The organism is Vibrio sp. SCSIO 43155 (assembly GCF_023716605.1).
In the GTDB taxonomy this organism is placed as follows: domain Bacteria; phylum Pseudomonadota; class Gammaproteobacteria; order Enterobacterales; family Vibrionaceae; genus Vibrio; species Vibrio harveyi.
In genome coordinates this window covers 277271-297481 of the sequence record NZ_CP071853.1, presented here as the reverse complement: position 1 = coordinate 297481, position 20211 = coordinate 277271, and the positions used below count along the sequence as shown (strand labels likewise).

At 46.0% G+C, this 20211-nt stretch carries 20 protein-coding genes; 11 read left to right on the top strand and 9 right to left on the bottom strand.

Annotated elements, in window-relative coordinates:
* Nucleotides 1–28 precede the first annotated feature (28 nt).
* Nucleotides 29–844 (top strand): phosphonoacetaldehyde hydrolase, encoded by an 816-nt coding sequence (gene phnX / locus J4N44_RS18390; RefSeq protein ID WP_252045567.1) that lies wholly within the window; start codon nucleotides 29–31, stop codon nucleotides 842–844.
* Between the two features lie 80 nt (nucleotides 845–924).
* On the opposite strand, the gene J4N44_RS18385 is transcribed toward phnX, so the two are convergent.
* On the bottom strand, nucleotides 925–1953 hold the full coding sequence (locus tag J4N44_RS18385) for a LacI family DNA-binding transcriptional regulator (RefSeq protein WP_005442357.1): 1029 nt from the start codon (nucleotides 1951–1953) through the stop codon (nucleotides 925–927).
* Between the two features lie 248 nt (nucleotides 1954–2201).
* Between J4N44_RS18385 and J4N44_RS18380 the strand changes: the two genes are divergently transcribed.
* The 3 genes from J4N44_RS18380 to ulaA are packed head-to-tail and all read left to right on the top strand — an operon-like array spanning nucleotide 2202 to nucleotide 4258.
* A complete protein-coding gene (locus J4N44_RS18380) occupies nucleotides 2202–2645 on the top strand; it encodes a PTS sugar transporter subunit IIA (RefSeq protein ID WP_005384357.1) in 444 nt (147 codons plus the stop codon).
* 59 nt (nucleotides 2646–2704) lie between these two features.
* Entirely contained in the window at nucleotides 2705–2992 is a 288-nt protein-coding gene (locus J4N44_RS18375; RefSeq protein ID WP_252045566.1) for a PTS sugar transporter subunit IIB, read from the top strand.
* Between the two features lie 9 nt (nucleotides 2993–3001).
* Nucleotides 3002–4258, top strand: a complete 1257-nt coding sequence (ulaA, locus tag J4N44_RS18370) for a PTS ascorbate transporter subunit IIC (protein ID WP_005384349.1) — start codon at nucleotides 3002–3004, stop codon at nucleotides 4256–4258.
* 202 nt (nucleotides 4259–4460) lie between these two features.
* Here ulaA and J4N44_RS18365 read toward each other — a convergent pair whose 3' ends face one another.
* Nucleotides 4461–4823 carry an ATPase gene (locus tag J4N44_RS18365; RefSeq protein ID WP_252045565.1) on the bottom strand — a complete coding sequence of 121 codons (363 nt, stop codon included), beginning with the start codon at nucleotides 4821–4823 and terminating at the stop codon, nucleotides 4461–4463.
* Between the two features lie 9 nt (nucleotides 4824–4832).
* The gene (locus J4N44_RS18360) at nucleotides 4833–7208 is read right to left on the bottom strand and encodes a S8 family serine peptidase (RefSeq protein ID WP_187993463.1); all 2376 of its coding nucleotides are present in this window, start codon (nucleotides 7206–7208) and stop codon (nucleotides 4833–4835) included.
* A gap of 434 nt (nucleotides 7209–7642) precedes the next feature.
* On the opposite strand from J4N44_RS18360, the gene J4N44_RS18355 reads away from it, so the two are divergent.
* Together J4N44_RS18355 and J4N44_RS18350 are read left to right on the top strand one after the other, a co-directional pair.
* Nucleotides 7643–8902 (top strand): SGNH/GDSL hydrolase family protein, encoded by a 1260-nt coding sequence (locus J4N44_RS18355; RefSeq protein ID WP_086028266.1) that lies wholly within the window; start codon nucleotides 7643–7645, stop codon nucleotides 8900–8902.
* A gap of 126 nt (nucleotides 8903–9028) precedes the next feature.
* Nucleotides 9029–9868 carry a DUF3626 domain-containing protein gene (locus J4N44_RS18350; RefSeq protein WP_239924511.1) on the top strand — a complete coding sequence of 280 codons (840 nt, stop codon included), beginning with the start codon at nucleotides 9029–9031 and terminating at the stop codon, nucleotides 9866–9868.
* Between the two features lie 8 nt (nucleotides 9869–9876).
* Here J4N44_RS18350 and J4N44_RS18345 read toward each other — a convergent pair whose 3' ends face one another.
* Complete coding sequence (locus J4N44_RS18345; protein WP_017817342.1) at nucleotides 9877–10380, bottom strand: hypothetical protein; 504 nt, start codon at nucleotides 10378–10380, stop codon at nucleotides 9877–9879.
* Between the two features lie 217 nt (nucleotides 10381–10597).
* Between J4N44_RS18345 and J4N44_RS18340 the strand changes: the two genes are divergently transcribed.
* Together J4N44_RS18340 and J4N44_RS18335 are read left to right on the top strand one after the other, a co-directional pair.
* Nucleotides 10598–10918, top strand: coding sequence for a DUF4377 domain-containing protein (locus J4N44_RS18340; protein WP_005445420.1), 321 nt, complete (start codon nucleotides 10598–10600; stop codon nucleotides 10916–10918).
* Between the two features lie 34 nt (nucleotides 10919–10952).
* Complete coding sequence (locus J4N44_RS18335) at nucleotides 10953–11372, top strand: DUF6559 family protein (protein ID WP_017817343.1); 420 nt, start codon at nucleotides 10953–10955, stop codon at nucleotides 11370–11372.
* 137 nt (nucleotides 11373–11509) lie between these two features.
* On the opposite strand, the gene J4N44_RS18330 is transcribed toward J4N44_RS18335, so the two are convergent.
* Nucleotides 11510–12049 (bottom strand): NUDIX domain-containing protein, encoded by a 540-nt coding sequence (locus J4N44_RS18330; protein WP_005445422.1) that lies wholly within the window; start codon nucleotides 12047–12049, stop codon nucleotides 11510–11512.
* A gap of 259 nt (nucleotides 12050–12308) precedes the next feature.
* Between J4N44_RS18330 and J4N44_RS18325 the strand changes: the two genes are divergently transcribed.
* Complete coding sequence (locus tag J4N44_RS18325; RefSeq protein WP_005445423.1) at nucleotides 12309–12800, top strand: hypothetical protein; 492 nt, start codon at nucleotides 12309–12311, stop codon at nucleotides 12798–12800.
* A 91-nt stretch (nucleotides 12801–12891) separates the two neighbouring features.
* On the opposite strand, the gene yjjG is transcribed toward J4N44_RS18325, so the two are convergent.
* A complete protein-coding gene (gene yjjG, locus J4N44_RS18320; protein WP_005445424.1) occupies nucleotides 12892–13566 on the bottom strand; it encodes a pyrimidine 5'-nucleotidase in 675 nt (224 codons plus the stop codon).
* Between the two features lie 149 nt (nucleotides 13567–13715).
* Between yjjG and J4N44_RS18315 the strand changes: the two genes are divergently transcribed.
* The gene (locus J4N44_RS18315) at nucleotides 13716–14624 is read left to right on the top strand and encodes a LysR family transcriptional regulator (protein ID WP_009696888.1); all 909 of its coding nucleotides are present in this window, start codon (nucleotides 13716–13718) and stop codon (nucleotides 14622–14624) included.
* Nucleotides 14625–14667: 43 nt separating this feature from the next.
* Here the strand turns inward: J4N44_RS18315 and J4N44_RS18310 are convergent, their stop codons facing one another.
* Entirely contained in the window at nucleotides 14668–14985 is a 318-nt protein-coding gene (locus tag J4N44_RS18310) for a DnaJ family domain-containing protein (protein ID WP_045487052.1), read from the bottom strand.
* A gap of 23 nt (nucleotides 14986–15008) precedes the next feature.
* On the bottom strand, nucleotides 15009–15626 hold the full coding sequence (locus tag J4N44_RS18305; protein WP_241670052.1) for a TetR/AcrR family transcriptional regulator: 618 nt from the start codon (nucleotides 15624–15626) through the stop codon (nucleotides 15009–15011).
* Between the two features lie 185 nt (nucleotides 15627–15811).
* Here J4N44_RS18305 and J4N44_RS18300 point away from each other — a divergent pair, with 185 nt between their 5' ends.
* The gene (locus tag J4N44_RS18300; RefSeq protein ID WP_005445428.1) at nucleotides 15812–15994 is read left to right on the top strand and encodes a hypothetical protein; all 183 of its coding nucleotides are present in this window, start codon (nucleotides 15812–15814) and stop codon (nucleotides 15992–15994) included.
* Between the two features lie 69 nt (nucleotides 15995–16063).
* Here J4N44_RS18300 and J4N44_RS18295 read toward each other — a convergent pair whose 3' ends face one another.
* Nucleotides 16064–20185 carry a zinc-dependent metalloprotease gene (locus J4N44_RS18295; RefSeq protein WP_050904375.1) on the bottom strand — a complete coding sequence of 1374 codons (4122 nt, stop codon included), beginning with the start codon at nucleotides 20183–20185 and terminating at the stop codon, nucleotides 16064–16066.
* Nucleotides 20186–20211: the final 26 nt, after the last annotated feature.

The following is a 20211-nucleotide window of genomic DNA, read 5'->3' as shown; positions in this document are numbered from 1 at the left end:
CTCTGGCAAGCAAGAAAAAGGATTGAACATGAGCAACTCACCAATTCAAGCAGTGATCTTTGACTGGGCTGGCACTATCGTCGATTTCGGCTCTTTTGCGCCAACCAGCATCTTTGTGGAAGCATTCAAACAAGGCTTTAATTTTGAAATCGACCTTGAAGAAGCGCGCGAACCAATGGGTCTTGGTAAGTGGGATCACATCCAAGCAGTGGGTCGCATCCCTGCGGTTGATAAGCGTTGGAATGAGAAGTTTGGTCGCTCAATGACCAGCGAAGACATCGACGCTATCTACGCAGCATTTATGCCTCTGCAAAAAGCAAAAGTGGCTGACCATGCAGAGCCTATCTTAAATGCGATTGAAGTTGTGAACAGTCTGAAAGACAAAGGCATCAAGATCGGTTCTTGTTCTGGTTACCCTCGCGAAGTGATGGATGTACTGATTCCTGTTGCAGCGGATTACGGTTACAAGCCAGATTACGTAGTAGCAACGGATGACCTACCGCAAGGTGGTCGCCCTGCACCATTTATGGCACTGAAAAACGTGATTGAGCTGAATGTTACCGACGTTAATGCGTGTATCAAAGTGGATGACGCCGCACCGGGCATCGATGAAGGTCACAACGCCGGTATGTGGACCGTTGGTTTGCTGCTCTCTGGTAACGAAGCAGGTCTAACGTTTGAAGAATACCAAGCCGCGGACGAAGCAACGCTTGATGCCGCTCGTGAAAAAGCGCGTGCAAAATTGCTCAAGAGCTCGCCGCACTACCTTATCGATACGATCGCTGACTTCCCAGAAGTGGTTGCTGATATCGAACGTCGCCTAGCGGCAGGTGAGCGCCCGTAGTCGACAGTCACTATTCTCACGCATAAAAAAACCTCTCAGCATTGAGAGGTTTTTTGTATCGCGTTTTGTCGCTAATCAAATTAGTTGATCGCAGTACTCGCTCGGCGTTTTAGCTTAAAGCCCATGTCCGTTGCATGCTCTACAGGCTCACCTTTAATGGCTTGCAGTAACTTGTCTGCGGCTTTCGTCCCCATACGTTCGTAATCGAATTCCGCGCAGGTCAAACTTGGGTAGGCGTGCTCACCCATGGAAGAGCCTTCCAAACAGATAATCGCAATGTCGGTCGGGACTTTCAGCACTCGGCGATGACACTCAAACAATGCGCCAATCGCTATCTCTTCATGGCTACATACCAGAGCATTCAAACTTGAATCACGCAATAAAAGCTTCGCCAACCCTTCCGCACCCAATTGTGAAGATGGTGCTTCGTGCGTGGTTAAAAAATGGTCCGGCGCAAGGTAGTTCTCAATCATCGCGCTTTGCCAGCCGTGTAGCTTACGTTGCAAAGTGGAGTGATCCCCACGCGCACCAATGAAGCCCACGTTCTTGAAGCCTTGCTCAATCACATGCTTGGTACACGCTTTACCCACCTCAAAATGGTCGACACCGATATTGAGGTAACTGGCTTTCGAACTTAACTCAGCAATTTCCAATACTGGCGTGTTCGAGGCTTCCAAAAGCTGATTAGTACGTTGGCTGTGTTCATTACCAAACAGCACCACTCCGGCTGGACGGCTCTCAAGAAATGTCGAAAGCAGTTTCTCTTCTTGCTCTACCGAGTAGTCGCTGTAGCCAAGCAGCAACTGATAACCTGCTTTGTTCAACGCTTGTTGAAAGCTCGGTAAGAAAAGCGCGCACGCTTTTTCAAACAGGGAAGGAATGATAAGAGCGATGGAGTAACTTTCAGCAGACGCCAAAGCCCCTGCCGCTTTATTCGGGATATAGCCGAGCTCATCAACCACTTGTTGAATCTTTTCTCTCAGCTTGTCAGATACTAGCTCGGGCGTTCGTAATGCTCGCGACACCGTCATGGTGCCTACGCCGGCTTTTTTAGCGACGTCTGCCAAGGTGACATTGCCAGTACTTCTTCGTTTGCGAGGTTCGCTCATTGTTCTTATTTAGTGTTCTCTATTTTCTGCCGCGACATCTTACCACAGCGTTTTATTGGTTTTGATATTAGCGCATTAGAAGTCGATCACAAGCATATGAAACTCGGACGACTGATAAAAATGGTAGCGCTATCACAATTTATGATAGCGCTATCAGATAGCGCTACCATTTGTGATCATTCTCAGGTTTTTCTGACAAATTGATCGATAAAGTACCCATCAACAAAACAACAAACCGGAAAGATCCAATGCTACGTGAACTGATTACCTCTGATGTGATTCGCATCCATTCTGATGCTACTGACTGGAAAGATGCGGTGAGCAAATCCTGTGAAGCACTGATTGAAAATGGTGCGATTGAGCCAAGCTACGTGGACGCTATTTACCGCTCACACGAAGAGCTCGGTCCTTACTACGTGGTAGGTCCTGGTATGGCAATGCCACACGCTCGCCCTGAAGATGGCGTTAACCGTTTGTCTCTTGCTATCACGGTAATTCAAAACGGCGTGAACTTCGATTCTGAAGGTAACGACCCAGTGAAAATGCTGGTTACGCTAGCCGCGACAGACAGTAACTCGCACGTGGATGCGATTTCTAAACTGGCAGAGTTGTTTATGAATGAAGAGCATGTAGAAGCCATCTGCACCGCTCAAAACACACAAGATGTTCTCGCGATCATCGAAAAATACTAACTCCTGATGTGCCCTTAAAAAATGGGCATACACCCCTATAAAAAGAAAAGGTCTGAATTATGAAAATTATGGTTGTTTGCGGTCACGGTCTTGGTACTAGCCTAATGATGGAAATGAGCATCAAAGGCATCGTGAAAGAATTGAATGTAAACGCAGAAGTGGATCATATCGATCTAGGTTCTGTAAAAGGTACGGATTGTGACATCTTCATCGGTACTAACGACATCGTTGAGCAGTTGAACGCACTGGGCGTTGAACCACGCATCGTTGCGCTTGATAACATGGTCGACAAAGTGGCAATGAAAGAGCGTCTATCTGTGGCACTTCAAGAGCTTGGCGCTCTATAAGGTGGCGTTATGGAATTTTTCAGTTTCTTAATGAACGATGTCCTATCAGAGCCAGCGGTTCTGGTAGGTCTCATCGCCCTAATCGGCTTAATTGCTCAGAAAAAACCGGTCACCGAGTGCATTAAAGGTACAGTAAAAACCATTCTTGGTTTCATCGTGCTTGGCGCGGGTGCGGGTCTGGTTGTGACTTCTCTGGGTGACTTTGCGACGATTTTCCAACACGCATTTGGCATCACAGGCGTGGTTCCAAACAACGAAGCTATCGTCTCTATCGCGCAAGAAGCGTTTGGTAAAGAGATGGCGATGATCATGTTCTTCGGTATGTTAGTGAACATCTTGATCGCTCGCTTCACGCCATGGAAATTCATCTTCCTAACGGGTCACCACACACTATTTATGTCGATGATGGTAGCAGCAATCCTTGCTTCTAGCGGCATGAAAGGCGTTCCACTGATCGCGCTTGGCTCTCTAGTTGTGGGCTCTGTGATGGTGTTCTTCCCTGCGATTGCTCACAAGTACATGAAGCAAGTTACAGGTTCTGATGACGTTGCTATTGGTCACTTCTCTACCCTTTCTTACGTACTAGCGGGCTTTATTGGCAGCAAGTTCGGTAACAAAGAACACTCTACTGAAGAGATGAACGTACCTAAGAGCTTGTTGTTCCTACGTGATACGCCAGTGGCAATCTCGTTCACCATGGGCATCATCTTTATGGTGACATGTATCTTCGCTGGCGGCGACTTTGTACGCGAAGTCAGCGGTGGTAAGCACTGGTTCATGTTCGCGCTGATGCAATCCATCACATTCGCCGGTGGTGTGTACGTCATCCTTCAAGGTGTACGTATGGTTATCGCAGAAATCGTTCCAGCGTTTAAAGGTATCTCAGACAAACTAGTGCCAAACGCAAAACCTGCGCTTGATTGTCCGGTTGTATTCCCATACGCACCAAACGCAGTATTGGTTGGCTTCCTATCGAGCTTTGCGGCGGGTCTTTTGGGTATGTTCCTACTTTACGTGATGGGACTTACTGTGATTATTCCTGGTGTTGTTCCACACTTCTTTGTGGGTGCTGCTGCAGGTGTATTTGGTAACGCTACAGGTGGTCGTCGCGGTGCAATCTTGGGTGCTTTTGCACAAGGTCTACTGATTACCTTCCTACCAGTATTCCTAATGCCAGTACTTGGTGACCTAGGTTTTGCTAACACGACCTTTAGTGACGCAGACTTCGGCGCTGTTGGTATCTTACTGGGTCTGATTGTTCGCTAAGTAGTCTGAATATGACTAGCTGATAACTGACTTGATTGATGCGCGAATAGGCTCATCGGCATCGATCCTAAAGAACCTCTAGTCATAGCAAGCGACTGGCTTTATAAGAAACCAGTCATAGAAAGCAATCGTAGAAAGAAAACAAACGCCCCTCACGTGAGGGGCGTTTTTCTTTTTTGGCACTATCTTAAGCAAGTTTGGCTTATTGAAGCGTACTTCCGTTAGATAGCAGCTTTCTTGTCGGCTCTTGCTCGGTGTATTCGACCGCATCGTGATCCGCGAGCTTCTCGACTTCCGCCTGTTCACCCACCACAACCAACACGTGTTGTTTCACCAGAGCGTCGACCACTTCAATGTTGTGCTGACGAAGAAGCGCTCTCACTTCGCTCTCTTTTCCTTCATGATACTTAACAAAGTAGCGTGCAGGTTGCTGCTCGGCTTGATCTTGGCGTTCATCCACGAGAGGAAATCCTTGATTGTTTGCCAAGCTGTTTGAGCTCAGTCCGATTGCCAATAGTGCGGTAGCGCCTACCGCAGACAAAGAAAGTAAGGTCAACTTCTTCATAGTCACTCCTTATTGAAAGGTCAGAGTCCAACTGTTGATGGTGCCTGTGTCTCTTCTGGCATTGTCCACCGCTTTAAGTTCCCATGTGCCTTGCGATTCAAAACCAGAGAAGTCCGCTTGGAAACTGGTTTTAATGTCGTTCGCACCACCACCCGCATTGTCGTGCAGTACTACTTGACCACCATCTGGTGACGTTAGCGTGACACGAAGATCGCCAATGTAGGTGTGAGTGATATCCAAGTCGATAGTCACTGAACCTGCATCGCCAGAGCGAGCCACATCTAATGGGCTTACGATACCTGCAGAGCTGTTGTCAGGAATCGCTACTGCATTCGAGTTGGTGTAGCTAGAAGGTGCAGAACCGCCGCCTGATGAATCACCCGAACCGTTATGCGCGGCAACAAGAGAAACACCAGAGTACGCGCTGTAGCCGTAAACCAATACTTCATATTGCCCTGCGCCAGATACGTTCAAGCTACAGCTTTCGCCATTACCGCCCGCCCATGAACGACAATCGTAAGTGCTGGTGCTTGGTGTGCCGTTAAAGCGCACGTAAAGGTCAGCATCACCAGAACCACCACTCATGTTGAATGTCGCTTGCGTTGCATCCGCTGGGACGTCAAACACGAATACTGTGCTTGATTTGCTGCCGCCAGAAAGCTGCGTTTTCGCCACACCATTTTCTAGAACGTTGTCGTTGCCAGAGCCGCCGCCATCCGGACCATTACAGCCTGCGTCAAGGTATTGTTTCGCAGCCTCAGCATTCACAAGACCATGACCAGTGCGGTTATCACGACCTGTTACGTCGATGTCCGTTGCTGTCTTGATCAGTGCGTTACGTACTTGTGCTGCGGTACAGGTTGGATGGTAACTCCACACTAAACCTGCAACACCCGTTACGTGCGGTGTCGCCATCGAAGTACCGTTGTAGTACTCGTAGTCTTCACCCTTGGTGGTCGATACCGTGATGTCTTGACCAACATAGCCCAACAGCTCCTGACCGAAAGCACGATCAACCGTCACTGACACAATACGCGCCGCGTTGTTTTGATCGACAAGGAAAGGATTCTGCAAACCCGGTAGCTCAGAGTTACTGTACACAATCGCCGCACTTGCGCCTGCGTTGTAACACGCTTGAACTGCATCGATTTCTGGGTAGTTGCCTGATGATTGGTTACCCACACGCTCGGTCAAACAGATCTTGCCAGACATATCACCACAGCTGAAACTGCTACCAGATACGTCACAGCTTGCCAGTGTCGCCGTGATAGAACCGGCTACTGGATCAGGACCGTAACTGCCGCCCGATTGGATCAAGCGGTTATGAGGAACGATGCCACGATCGAACTGGCTAACACCATTCAAGCGAATGTCTGAAAGCTTACCCTCGCCGACTGTCACCGTAGATAGAATCGCTACGCCCGGACCTGCGATTTCAACTTGGTCTGTCGCTTGAGAGAACGCCGCGTGATCACGCTTATCATCCACCGCCGCAACCGACATAACTGAATCGTAAGATGCTGGGTAACTGTGCGCAGTATTACCATCGTTACCCGCAGCGGCAATCAGCAACACGCCTTGGTCGTAAATGGTTTGCAACGCGTTTTTCTCTGTCACACTCGACTGGCTACCACCAAGGCTCATGTTGACCACGTTCGCGCCGTTGTCAGCACAAGTTTGTACCGCTTTCACCAAGCTGGATGAGTAGCCCCAACCCGCTTCATTGAACACCTTAACAATGTGCAAATTCACGTTTTGGTTTGGCATAACGCCTTTGATGCCTTCCGTGTTGGCAATCGCGGCAATCGTACCCGCTACGTGTGTACCGTGAGCGTTGTTATTACCCGGAACACTCCAAGAACCGGTACCGCTATCATTTGTACCCGACACTCGGTTACCACTCAGATCATTGTGCGCCAAATCGTAACCCGAGTCGATGATACACACGGTGCGATTCCCTGCATTTGAGTCATTCAGAAGCTGAGCATTCACCGCCTCATAGCCCCAAGGGATAGTCTCGCTTAACAGATAACGCGGTGGGTCAATTTCAACGTATTCCACGTCGCTGCGGTTACGCAGTTGCCCCAACTCCGAGTCTTCCATTTCCACGCTGTAAATCGCGCGATTTCCTAGCTTTTCCACTTTACGCGCTTTGAGCTGATCTAAGACCGACTCTTGCGCGATACGTGGTCCCCAGAATGAGTTCCCACCCAATGCTGAAGGACTGGACGTATCTTCTTTAAATTTGACGATGTATTTGGTCGGCAAGTTAGATTCGTCGAACCCCGTCAGAGGAGCCGCATGCGCTGACATCGAAAATGTCAGTGCCACTGCAACGGCAGACAATGAAAACAAGCCATTTAATTTAGTTGTTGTGTGATGCATTTGCTCTATTCCTTTTTGAGCTGATTTTTATTCACTTTACGCTCATGAAAAATCATTCACCTATCATTAACATGAGCTACTCAGCTATAGATTATTTGTAAAAAAATCCAAACAATTGATTTTGTGAATGCATAATTGTTAATAAAAGATCATTTAATCAACAGATAAAGTGAACATCAAAAGAGAACCAATTTTCTTATAAAGCAATTACTTATTAACGCCAAAAGTGCATGTTAAATTAATGTTAGTGAGTAATTATTCTAGATTTTATAAAATCATGCTATTTACTAAATCTATTGAAAGTTGAACGCGGTACCAGAATTGACAGAATGAATAATTAGATATTTGACTAAGTAGGGTATTTACTCAGAATGAGGACGTTTGGTGAGATAAATTCTCACCTAAATCATGACGATAATCATCACAGAGAGTGAATCATGAATAAAACTATTACGTTACTTAGTGCATTATTACTACCACTAAGTTTTGCTCACGCTGCCGAGCCAACATTGTCTCCAGAGATGGTAAGTGCCTCTCAAGTAAGAAGCGCGCAAGCGAAACAAACTTACACTTATGTCCGCTGCTGGTACCGCACCAGTTATTCAAAAGATGAACCTGCGACCGATTGGGAGTGGGCAGAAAATCCAGACGGCAGTTACTTCACGCTTGATGGCTACTGGTGGAGTTCGGTTTCTTTCAAGAACATGTTCTACACAGACACACCGCAAAGTGTTATCAAGCAACGTTGTGAGCAAACTCTTGACCTAGCAAATGAAAATGCTGACATCACCTTCTTTGCAGCCGATAACCGTTTCTCCTACAACCATACCATCTGGAGCAACGACCCTGTCATGCAGCCAGACCAAATCAACAAGGTCGTAGCGTTGGGTGACAGCTTGTCTGATACAGGCAACATCTTTAATGCATCACAATGGCGATTCCCGAATCCAAATAGCTGGTTCTTGGGACACTTCTCAAACGGTTTTGTGTGGACTGAGTACATTGCTCAAGCGAAAAACTTACCGCTATACAACTGGGCTGTAGGTGGCGCGGCAGGCGAAAACCAATACATCGCTCTGACTGGTGTAGGTGAGCAAGTTTCCTCTTACTTGGCATATGCGAAATTAGCGAAAAACTACAAGCCTGCTAATACCCTGTTTACCCTTGAGTTTGGTCTAAATGACTTCATGAACTACAACCGTAGCGTGCCAGAAGTGAAATCAGACTACGCGGAAGCCTTGATTAAACTGACCGATGCAGGTGCGAAGAACTTGTTGTTGATGACACTACCAGATGCAACACGTGCACCACAGTTTACCTACTCGACTCAAGAAGAAATCAACAAGATCCGCGCGAAGATCGTGGAAATGAATGAGTTCATCAAAGCACAAGCGGCGTATTACACTGCACAAGGCTACAACGTTACCTTGTACGATACGCATGCACTGTTTGAAAGCTTAACAGCAAATCCAGAGCAACACGGTTTTGTAAACGCGAGCCAAGCTTGCCAAGACATCAACCGCTCTTCATCGGTAGATTACCTATACCATCACTCATTGCGTTCTGAGTGTGCGTCTTCTGGCTCTGATAAGTTTGTATTCTGGGACGTAACACACCCGACCACAGCAACACACCACTACGTGGCAGAAAAAATGCTAGAAAGTACGAATCAATTGTCAAACCATCCTTTCTAAGCTAACGAAACTCATAGAACCTCTCTGTAGTCGAGAGGTTCTAATTGCCTTATTCCCATTCATAAGCCAGAGATTGTATTCGTCGTTCGAACTCGATAAGTTGAAGAAAACTCTGAGGTCAACGTCATGCTCGAACATCCTTTAACTCAACGCGCTCTTGAAATCATTCGCTCGAAATCTGTTGGAGCACCTCAATCACATCCATTTTCGGTCACAATTAACTTCCATCCCGATCGTTTGACCTCTCAAGGCATACCTCTTCTCAAAGCAATTGCGCAAGACGGAAAGCTCAAATCTCAGTTTGAAACCGGTACAAGCAATGGCGGATTAACAGCTTATAAAGGCGGAGAGCGTTGGCGTTGGGAGCAACGCGTGTTTGATGGTGTGTACGACAATAGCCAACCAAATCAACGCCCAAAGTATGGCGCGTTAAACTTCTCAGGTTCAGAAGTTGGCGCTTCACCAAGATTTGGGTCGAGCTACTTCTTATTGAAACCAGAGATCACTAAACGAGCGACATTTTGTTATCCAGATAGCTTCTTCGAGCCAGAGCACTTCGCCACCATTGAACATGTTCAACCCTTGTTGGATGAGTTAAACGCGCAAGCGCCTGACAGGTTGGACGCCTATATCGAAACTCAAATCCACGGCGATTTGCGCTTGGAGGAAGATATTCGAGCCTTGGTGCTCGATCCTTCATTTAAAGGCACAGAGGTAGAAGATTACGCTCGCGAGTTACCAGTTGAAATTCGTTGGCACAGTGGCTTTTGTGTCTCAATAGAAGACATCAATCTTTATCCAGACTACCGAGGACAAACCATTTTAGACATCGCAAATCAGGTTGCAGAAAATGGTACGCTAGCACCACGTATCATTGGTGAAGCGGTAAAAGCAAAAGCGTTTGACGAGCAAGATTTGAAGAAAGTCTGGCACTACTTAGCGCGATTTGGGTTTGATTATCGATAAGCTAACGATTAAAAGCCACCAGCCCAGCTATCGAATTCATCAATCACATCTAGCTCTTTTTGAGTTCGAGGGCGAGGATAATAAGGTAGAGCAAGTAGCTTTTCTGACGGCATTAGCAACCAATCTGGTGACATCTTCATACGCACCAATTCTTGCTCCCCTTCACAACGCACAAACATATAATAACCATCAACGTGAGTATTGGCATAACTTGCGATTTGAACGATTTCTCCACTTGGCAGCTTTACTTTACGTCCCAAAGGATAGAGACGATGCAACGCAAAACTCACATGCGCATCTTCAAGATAGCCCTTTTTGAATCGAGAGATGCCAATCGCAGTCGATGTTGTTCGATGAGACCAACCCGCCAATATCAACCCCTTGAGAGAATCTTTGAATGGCTGCCCTTTTGGCTCACCTTCATTGGAGATGAATTGCACCGTTAACGTGTCACCTTGCTCATCTAAAATTTGCAAAAATTGTTCACCAGTTTTATCTGCCAATAATTTCACGCTACTGCTCCGCCAAAGGTTTATGAATGAAATACTATATACAACTTGGCAAGAGCTAGCTATTACGCTGCATTGTTTTCCTTGAACTCGACTCAATGACAACGCTCTGAACCCTGCATCTTGAAATCACTTGGGTATAAAGCCCCTAACGCAAAGTTCAAGGTCGTTTTTCGTCAATCTTGCTATGATAATTTGGTCACTTTTTAAGGAACAAAGAATGAATCTAAAACACTATATTGTATTGCCTATGATGGCAGCGGTGCTGTTTGGTTGTGCTCAGCGCAATTCTGATGACACCATGAACACAATGACAATTCATGTCGCTCCTGAGCGTGTAGACTGCGTGGGTGTGGCTCCAATGAAGTGCATGGTCGTGGACGGTAACTACTTCTATGATCAAATTGACGGTTTTGAATTTGAACCCGGCTATGAGTACACCTTAAAAGTCAAACGCATCCAGCAATTTACTCCAGAGAATGCGCCAGCAGATACAAGTTTGTACCGATATGAACTCATTGAAGTACTAGAGAGACGATAGCCCAAGATTAACCGCCTGTTGAAAGGAAATCATTATGTTTGGAAGTTGGAAACGAAACCGCCAAATTCGAGAAATCGCAAAAGACATTACACCTAAACTCGTGCTCAAGTATGGTGAGAAAACGGATTACGCGAAGAAAGAGATCGATTGGGCACTCAAAGAAAATGGAAAAACAGACGACGCTTTCACCCTTCTCGCATACGGCATGTTCATTAACCAAACCACTTACGTGTCGATAGGGCTAAGCCAAGAGCTGGGTGAGCATGTTGAATTTCAATCAGAAGTCTCACTTGCCTTGTTTGACCAAGCGACAGATCTTGTAAGCGTCAGTGCTTTACTGACTTACGCAGAAATTCAGGACTGCAACAAACAACAACCCGCCACCAATTCTGATGATTTCGATGCTGACAGCGGAGACTTTGGAGGAGACGGTGGTGATGGTGGCGGCGAATAACATCACGCCAACATCTGTGGTGATAGGCACCTGTGGCAACAAAAAGCGGCGCTAATTCATCCCTATAATAATCACGAAACGGCTCATCGCGAGCCTTTTGCCTTATCACCTTGGGTAACTTAATAGCTTCTTTTTGCTTATACCAAGCCTTTCAATTTTGCTAAACCATAAGCGGCAATGGTCACGCAGTCTTTGATTTCGCCGTCTATCATCATGCGCTCAAACGCTTCGACAGAAAACGAACGAGTGATCAAATCTTCTTCTTCGCTGTCTAGCTGATTGCCCACTTCAGACAACTCACTCGCGAAGTACACGTGGCAAGTCTGGTTTAAGAACCCGTAAGCGATGAACTGCGCACCAACGTACTCCATCTTATTAGCCTGCATGCCGGTCTCTTCACGAAGTTCACCTTTTGCTAGCTCAAGATGATCCGCATCTGGATTTGATTCCCACGCCCCTTGCGGGATTTCCCAACAACGTTGCCCTACGGTGTAACGAAACTGCTGTACTAAATGAATCACACCGTTATCGATAGCCAGAATCGCCGCACAGTCTGGCTTATCGACCACACCGTAAATGCCTTCGGCTCCGCTAGGACGTTGGATTTTATCTTCACGTACCGTCATCCATTTGTTTTGATACACCACTTTGCTGTCGAGCTGCTTGATGTCTGCCATGAGAGTCCTTACTGCTTGATTCTTCGAAATAACTTGTTGGATTAAGCGCCATTCTAACGCTGTTTGCGTGTCAGTTTGTAGACGGTTTTCAAATTCGAGGCGCTTATTTAAGTTCAATATGTCGCATAAAAATAATCATTCATCGCAATAATTCCAATGGCGCGAAATGGCAAGTTTTCCCACCGGGGAACTCATATAGTTAACCCATCGACGCAAGGCATGGCTTTGCAAACTTGTTCATTATTGATTGAGGGTTCTTATGAGCGCATCGGATAAAGTCTACGGTTTCAACACTCCACAGCGTCTGTTTGTTGGTTATACCTTGGCGGTATTGGTAGACCTTACGGTACTGAACTTCTATGACGAATACTGGGACTTTGTAACGATTGATTCGTTTACGATTTCTTTCGCCGCGGCATTGCTGCTTCAGTTGCTTTTGAAGCTGTCGATCAAAGCGGAACACAAAATTGCAGAGTACTTTAAATCGAAACCGGGCACGGCACCTAAGATTTATCGCGGTCTTTCGACTTACGTTATTTTGGTCGGTTCGAAGTTCGTGATGCTAGAAGCAATTAACATCCTATTTGGTGACAAGGTTGACTTTAGTGGTCCTTGGAACGGTGTCGTCGCCTTCTTTGCGGTGGTGTTTACCATCCTGATTTCAGAAGTCATCGTCGGCAAGATTTACTTCAAGCTTGGTGAGAAAGAACAACAAGTGCAAGGCGAATTGACTGAAAAAAACGCAAACTAATAAGCAAGATCGATTGACACAAAACAGTATCGATAAAAACAAAAAAGCGCTGAGAAATCAGCGCTTTTTCCGTTTATTTCTTTACTTAAGCTTAAGCGATGAGGATGCTCTTAAGCTCATTCAACGATTCCACCGTGTAGCTTGGTGCAATGCGCTCATCCACACTTGCGCCTGTGGTGTTCAGCCAGCATGTTTCAATACCGAAGTTGTTACCACCCAAGATATCAGAATGCAGGTTGTCACCCACCATCAAGACGCGCGTCTTACACGGGTTACCCATTTGCGTCATCGCGTACTCAAAGATGCCTAGATCCGGCTTGGCAATACCGACTTGTTCAGAAATCACCACATGCTCGAAGTAATCGCTCATACCTGTGCGTTCTAGACGAATCGCTTGCAGCTCGGTAAAGCCATTGGTGATGATGCCCATTTTGGCTTTACCTTGCAGCGCTTCCATCAACTCTTTCGCACCCGGCAACAAAGTGCAGATATCTGCCATCGCTTCTAAGAATGCCGTGTTGAGATCCGCCGTCGTGGTATTGAGCTTTTCTGCCCACTCAGTAAAGCGTTTGTGCTTGAGCTCATCTGCTGTCACTTTACCATCTTGGTAATCTACCCAAAGTGGCTTGTTGACCGTTTGGTAGTGGGCAAAATCTTGCTCGGTGAAGTCTACGCCTTTGCGAGAAAACATTAGCTGCAAACCTTTGAAGGCATCAAAGTGAAACAAGGTTTCGTCAGCATCAAACAAGATCCAATCGTATTTCATTTTCTTCTTTCCAATATCCAGGTCGTTTTCTGCCGCATAGTCTAATTGTTTTCTTCTTGAAGATAATCTCTATAATTGGAAAATGATTGTATCGTTTTTCTCAACAATAAAATTAATAATAGATAATCCCAATAACCTAGGAGCACGCCGTGAATGCCATTGCGTCACTGCCAGTATTTGTCGCTGTCGTCGAATGCGGCAGCTTTTCCCTTGCCGCCAAGCAGTTAAACCTGACTAAATCGGCGATCAGCAAACGCATTAATCAACTCGAAGATGACCTCGGTATTCGCTTGCTTAATCGCACCACAAGAAAGCTCAGCTTAACCGAAGCTGGACGTCGATACTTCGAGTACGCCTCACAAGCAGTGAACCTTGCTCAACAAGGTGTCGATGCCGTTTCCGAGTTGCAAGGCTCACCGCAAGGTAGGCTCAAAATCACCGCCCCGATGTCTTTTGGTGTTTTGCACGTTGCGCCACTTATCAGCGAATTTCTTGCACGTTACCCGAAAATTGAGGTCGATTTACAGCTAGAAGACGCCATGGTGGACTTGGTCGAACAAGGCTTTGATTTGGGGATTCGCATTGGCGAACTTGCGACTTCTAACCTTGTCGCTAAGCGCCTTGCTCCGTGTAAAAGCGTACTGTGCGCCTCTCCCGAATACCTAAAAGAATTTGGCGTGCCAACCAAACCAAGCGACTTGGTGACGCACAACTGTTTGCGTTATTCGTATTTCCGAGGCGGGGTGGAATGGATGTTCATCAACAGCGGTAACGAATATAAGGTACTGCCGAAGGGCAACTTTGTGGTCAACAACAGTGAAGCGATTCGCCAGTTGCTATTAAGAGGCTCTGGCATCGCACAATTACCGACCTTCATCGCCGCCAAAGACTTTGCAGCCGGTAACTTAAAACCGCTTATGGAAGAGTTCTCTCTCCCTGAGCATGCCATCTATGCGGTGTTTCCAGAGCGCAAACACATGCCATTGAAAGTGCGAGTGTTCATTGACTTCATCAGCGAAAAACTCGGCACTGATACACCGTACTGGGATCGTTATTGATCGATTCGAATACCCACTGACGAATACACATGTTTTGCTGAGATCAGTTATTAGCCTCAATCAGAAGATCTTTCTTCAACTTAAGCGCCATAATTTCCTTTCTCAGCACTTCTTTCATTTCAGGATCTTCTGAGCTTTCGAATTCTTTCTGCTTCTTCTCGATAAGCTGCATCATTTGCACCGCTGGCGGTAGACAGTTTGCGTCTTTAAGAATCTTCATACCCATTCGGTGCTCAGCGGGTGTTTTAAAATAGTCTTCAAGGTCGAGCTTTTTACCTCTGTAAGGGTTGTCTTTCAGCTCACCTGTTTTTTCAGCATTGCGAATCCAACCACCGATCGCGTTATCAATGTATGACGACATATCCACCTCTCGAGTAATGCGTTCTATTTGTAAACGGCTTTGAGACCTTCGATCGTGATTCGAATACCATCATCGAAGTACTTGTCATAGTCCACGGGCTTAGCTTGACTCATTAACCACGCAAAATGAGGCAGTTGCTCGGCGTCCAATTCAGGAAAAGATTGAGGTTCATTGCGTGCAGCTTGTTCTTGATGCTCAACGATGTCCGTTACTCGCGTATAAACACTCGCAAACGCCATAAAACCAACTTCTGCTTCAAATTTGGCCTCTCTGAAGATACCTAAAATATCGTTGACGATGATGCTTGAAGCCGGCGTGAAACTTTGGCTATGGCGAATAAACGCGACCGAACCCGGAATAGACATAAGTGCTTGTCTAAAGTTTTTCGCAAACGTGTAAAGGTATGCTTCCCAGTCTTTCTCTTGCGGCAATTCGACTTTCCCTAGTACATAGTCGCAACATAAATCGACCAACGCTTCTTTAGAGCCAACATGTCGGTACAGTGCCGTCGCGCTGACCCCCAATTGTTTGCCCAGCGCATGCATGCTTACATTTTCTAACCCTAGGTTTAAGGCACACTCAACCACGTCTTTTCTAGAAATTTGCGCAGGACGCCCTTTACTGCTTTTTTCGCTCATCATCGTCTCAAAATAAATAGTTAACACCATTAAGTTAATACCATTAACTTAAACTGTCAATACTGCGATTTATTCAAAACGACGTACCACCTTATTTGGTTAATCTAATGTTTCATTTTTAACAGGTGCGCAACCGCTGTAGGAGCGCTAACTTAAGTAGCACGTCAACCACACCGGAGCGTGAAGCTATGAAAGTACTGATTCAATACACCCAAGCGGGTAAATATCGTGACCAAGCGTGGGAATCACTGACGCTAAAAGCAAAAGGCGAGATTCAAGCCGTGACGCCTTCTTATGCCGCTCAGCTTATTGAGCAAAACAAAGCGACGCTTGTAATGACCGAAGACGAACAAGTGATCTTCCATTCTTAATCTAACAGCGACTGACACTAAAAAGGCCTGCGTTTCTGCAGGCCTTTGTTTTTATTGGTTGAGGTTTAATTACTCAAAATCACTCGCTTCTGGCAGACGATCTAGCATTTCATAGTACTCACCAGCTACCGTACCGATGTCACCACGAATGTACGCTTGGATTAGATTTAGATCTTTCAGCCATAGATCTTTGTCTGCATCCGCAGACGCGACATAGCCAGCATACACATTATCAACTGCAAACATCATGTCTTTTGTGTAGTTGTTATAAATCAGAGCCATTGCGTCAGTGTAAGCTTCAAATACTTTTGTCGTCTTATGTGCTTTGCCACCTTTATAACTTAATGTTCCTGCAACTGAATCCATCACAAGATCACCTGAAGTCAGGTTGGCTCTCACAAAGTTACCGAATGAAGTGCTAAACGTCAGCACACCTGCTGCAATGTCTGCATCAATGGTAGTTTTCATTGCATTTACCATTGGAGCATCCAGTAGCAATACCGCATCGTGGTATGCAGGAAGAATCGATGTACGGAATGGTCCCCATGCCTTTTCAATGTCCGAAGCAATCTTGCTTAGTTGTGCCGAGTCGTAGTTATCCAAGTAGTTTTTCAGATCGTAGCCTTCGCTGGTAACTAGCTGATTTGCGTAATCATAAGCCAGTTTGTTGGCTTTCGTTGCCACAAACTTCTTACCATCAATTACAAACTCTACTTTGTCACCTGCAATAATACCGTAGCGATCTTGTTGTTTAGTGAATGCATCAAACTGCGCTTTACCACGAGCCTTAACTTTGTAATCGTCAGACTGCATTTGGCTAACGCCCATTTCAAGGATCACATCACCGATACGTTCACGACTGACTGCGTCAATGCCCAAGAATCGATAAATACCACGTGGCATTGGAGGTAAGGACTCCATTTGTTCAGTAAGGTGTAAGTTCACCGTGGTACCTTTTAGGTTGGTGTATGACTTACCCTCTTTATCCACCAGCGCGACAGGCGTGCTTAACGCATCATTTGCCACAATGTTGCCCATGATATCTTCATATTCAGCTTGAACACCTGGTAGGTCCAACAACGAAGCAAAGCTCACTTCATCGGTGTAGCGGTTAGAGAATCGACGTGCCAAGAAATAGCTCGCAAGCGCTTTGTCTGGCCAGTAACCCAACACTGACACGGCGTTTGACCAAGGGTAATCAGGGTCAAAGCTGCCAATAGAGTTCAAGAAGCGTCCGTTTTGTGTCTCTGCAACCGCCTTGTAACCTTCATCGGCATCTTCAATGAAACGCGCCGCTAACTCATCAAAACAATTTGCTGCCGACAAATCGTAATCCGCCGGAATTTGGTGTGAGTTATTATCCAGCAATTTACCAAACGAAATCACTTTTTGATTGCCTGACGCATTTTCAATCACACATTGGTGCTCTGGTGTACGCAAAACATCAAGGAAGAACGCTGCTGATTTCTTCGCACCATTAGCGTAGTCACAGAACCATGAGTTATCTGCTTTGCCTTCACTACAGTATTGAGGGTTTGATGCTAGGCGCAGCAAGAAATCGCCCGGCTTATCTGTACTAGCGGTATAACCTAAGTTGGTGTACAAGTTATCGATGCGTTCTAGATCTTCCACCTTGTCACGAATCGAGTTCATCTCAGAATAACGGCGTAATAGGTAACCTATGTAATCTGTGGAGTACAACCCTGTCGTTCCGTAAAGCTGCAAATTGCGGCGGTCATAACTATCAAGGTAGTTTTGCCATTCATAAGAGACAATTTCTTCTAAGTTTGTCCCTTCATCAAAACGGTTACAGTCGCTGTTTAGCGAGACGTTACCATCAGTACAGAAGTCATATGACTTACGCTCAATCTCATTGACTTTATCAAGATAATAGAGCACACCGTAACGCGTCTTCGCCTTAAGTTCCGAGTCATCAGACAGTGCTGCAGTGTCAAATCGGCTAAAGTCACAGTTGTACAGAGATTTGCCACTGTCTGTGCCCGTTAACTTCTTAACTTCAGAACACACCATGAGTGCATCATTCTCAGCGTTATCACCAAATCTGTAGGCGAAGCTTTGCTGATAGTCTTGCAGTTCTTTTAGGTAGCTGTTGTATGCTGCTTTCGCTTCATCGCTAGCGTCGTCTGCTGGCTTCGCTACAGGTGTTGGAGCTGAGCCCGAAGATGCTTGAACGGTTTCAACTTTACGACCATAACCGAACTTAAACGCTGCAATATCGTACAGACCCCATGTTGGTGTTTCATCCAACATACTCGGCGCGTAGTCCATGGTTGAGCTGTACGCAGGAATATTATTCAAGCCCAGTTGATGTGCTTGCTCTAGCGTGTAGTAGTTTGATTTGTCATTCGAACCTTTAAAGTTATGACGTAAACCTAAGTTATGACCAAGCTCATGAACCAGCGTATTACTGTAAGTCGCTACAGTAATCGCATCTGCCGTTTTAACCTGCAGATCTTTTGGTAGGTGTTTCCAACGCTTAAGCTCTCGAGAGACTTCTTTGCCAGCATCATCTAGCTTGATTTCGAAGTAACGGTCGTCATCCAGTTTCAAATTATCAAGCATGGCTTTGCTGGTTGAAGAAACCCACGATGCTTCGATTGGGTAAACATTGTGCTCCGCCCAGAAAGACAAACGGTTTTCTTCTGTTGCGACCACCTTTTCAAAATCTAACTCATCGCTGAAGGTTTTCTTTAGCTCCGTTGGCGCTTTAGTCGCTGCTTTGCTTGTGGTCATTTCTTCTTTTGACACAAGAGGCGCAGGAATACTTTCGTCCGCTTCCAGCTTCGCGATTGCCGCCATAGTTGAGAGCGACTCAATTCTCTCTGAAACTTCTGATGTTGTTGTCGCGGAGCTTGTCGTTGGTAACGGATCGAGACCGTCTAAGTCCAATTGATTACGGTTGTAGAATCGGGCTAGGTTATCCCAGTAATAAGGAACCCCAGTTCTTGCCACACCAGCGTATTGGTTTACGTGACCTTTGATGATCTCACCCGTCATTGGGTTAGCAACGGAAGGACCATAACCTAACAAGCCGTTCGCCAGCGGCTCATCCACCAAGTTGATCACGTTGTAACGCAAATCACCCGGGTGTATACCTGCACCTTTGGTTTTGTTTACGATTTCAATTTCTGGCTTGCCAGAATCCGCACCAAATAATCTAAGTGCTTGGTTCATCTTATCGATGGATTCAAGCGTCGCATCTAAGAAGATTTTGTTTTTCTCTTCAAAGAAGTTATCGGTCAGATAATACTTGATTGAATCTTGATCAGGGTTGAAACGGTTCAGGTACACCACATCACGATCATACTTGTTTGTGATAGGGTTAAGCTGCTTTGTCTCAGAGACAAAGAAACCAATGTCATTCTCGTCACCAATAGGATATAGAACCGGTTGGTAGTCTTTGGTTGCCACCACACTCTCGTGCATTAGAGAGTAATAAAAACGAGATTTAAACGCGCCATCGACCAGCATGTCGTCAAGACCCGCTTTGGTATCTTCGTTGATGTAGGCTGACATGTTATCCAAGTCAATGCGGAACGAGCGCTCAAGTTCGAAGTTTAACGTGCCCTTCTCTGGATCAAAATCCCATGAGATTACGCGCGGCGAACCAATTTCAGTTAGCCCATCCGTGATCCCATACAGATCTTCCATATTGAATTCGGCGATCTCAAGATCTTCCGGACGCGGAGTAAAGTGGGTCTTACTCTTGTAGTTTAGACTCGCATCCTCGTTAGTTTCTTCTTTGTTCGTACAGTCACCGTGACCATCTTCTTTACAGCGGTATGCTGCAAAGTCACCAGGAATAGTCAGAACATGTGCAAAGTTAACATCGTCATCATCGGCAACGAACTTCTCCTCGCCACAATAGTTGTTCGCGTCTTTGGTCAGATGTGCGTCTGGGTAGTTTTTGTCGTAATTACGAACTTCCAGACCTTCTTTACTGAAACACAGCTCAACATAACGAGGCGAACCTTGTAAAAATGGGAATTGGTTTAGCGCGAATCTTGGTGCTGCACCAGTTGTTGGTACGTAGAACCAACGACCGTCTTTTAGGTCTTTAACCGCGATTTCTTTTGCATCTCTTTCGACATAGTCATAAGCCTGATCGTCAGCACCACAACCGGCAAGTCCGGCAGTGATCGCTGACACCAGAGTTAATTTTTTAAACATGGTTTGGATATCCTTAATTTTTGTTA

Coding starts and splice junctions, on each gene's coding strand:
- J4N44_RS18295 (WP_050904375.1), bottom strand. CDS start 20,185: ATGTTTAAAAAATTAACTCTGGTGTCAGCGATCACTGCCGGACTTGCC.
- J4N44_RS18360 (WP_187993463.1), bottom strand. CDS start 7,208: ATGCATCACACAACAACTAAATTAAATGGCTTGTTTTCATTGTCTGCC.
- J4N44_RS18380 (WP_005384357.1), top strand. CDS start 2,202: ATGCTACGTGAACTGATTACCTCTGATGTGATTCGCATCCATTCTGAT.
- J4N44_RS18305 (WP_241670052.1), bottom strand. CDS start 15,626: ATGATGAGCGAAAAAAGCAGTAAAGGGCGTCCTGCGCAAATTTCTAGA.
- J4N44_RS18335 (WP_017817343.1), top strand. CDS start 10,953: ATGTTTGGAAGTTGGAAACGAAACCGCCAAATTCGAGAAATCGCAAAA.
- J4N44_RS18300 (WP_005445428.1), top strand. CDS start 15,812: ATGAAAGTACTGATTCAATACACCCAAGCGGGTAAATATCGTGACCAA.
- J4N44_RS18310 (WP_045487052.1), bottom strand. CDS start 14,985: ATGTCGTCATACATTGATAACGCGATCGGTGGTTGGATTCGCAATGCT.
- J4N44_RS18340 (WP_005445420.1), top strand. CDS start 10,598: ATGAATCTAAAACACTATATTGTATTGCCTATGATGGCAGCGGTGCTG.
- J4N44_RS18330 (WP_005445422.1), bottom strand. CDS start 12,049: ATGGCAGACATCAAGCAGCTCGACAGCAAAGTGGTGTATCAAAACAAA.
- J4N44_RS18325 (WP_005445423.1), top strand. CDS start 12,309: ATGAGCGCATCGGATAAAGTCTACGGTTTCAACACTCCACAGCGTCTG.
- J4N44_RS18375 (WP_252045566.1), top strand. CDS start 2,705: ATGAAAATTATGGTTGTTTGCGGTCACGGTCTTGGTACTAGCCTAATG.
- J4N44_RS18385 (WP_005442357.1), bottom strand. CDS start 1,953: ATGAGCGAACCTCGCAAACGAAGAAGTACTGGCAATGTCACCTTGGCA.
- yjjG (WP_005445424.1), bottom strand. CDS start 13,566: ATGAAATACGATTGGATCTTGTTTGATGCTGACGAAACCTTGTTTCAC.
- J4N44_RS18350 (WP_239924511.1), top strand. CDS start 9,029: ATGCTCGAACATCCTTTAACTCAACGCGCTCTTGAAATCATTCGCTCG.
- phnX (WP_252045567.1), top strand. CDS start 29: ATGAGCAACTCACCAATTCAAGCAGTGATCTTTGACTGGGCTGGCACT.
- ulaA (WP_005384349.1), top strand. CDS start 3,002: ATGGAATTTTTCAGTTTCTTAATGAACGATGTCCTATCAGAGCCAGCG.
- J4N44_RS18365 (WP_252045565.1), bottom strand. CDS start 4,823: ATGAAGAAGTTGACCTTACTTTCTTTGTCTGCGGTAGGCGCTACCGCA.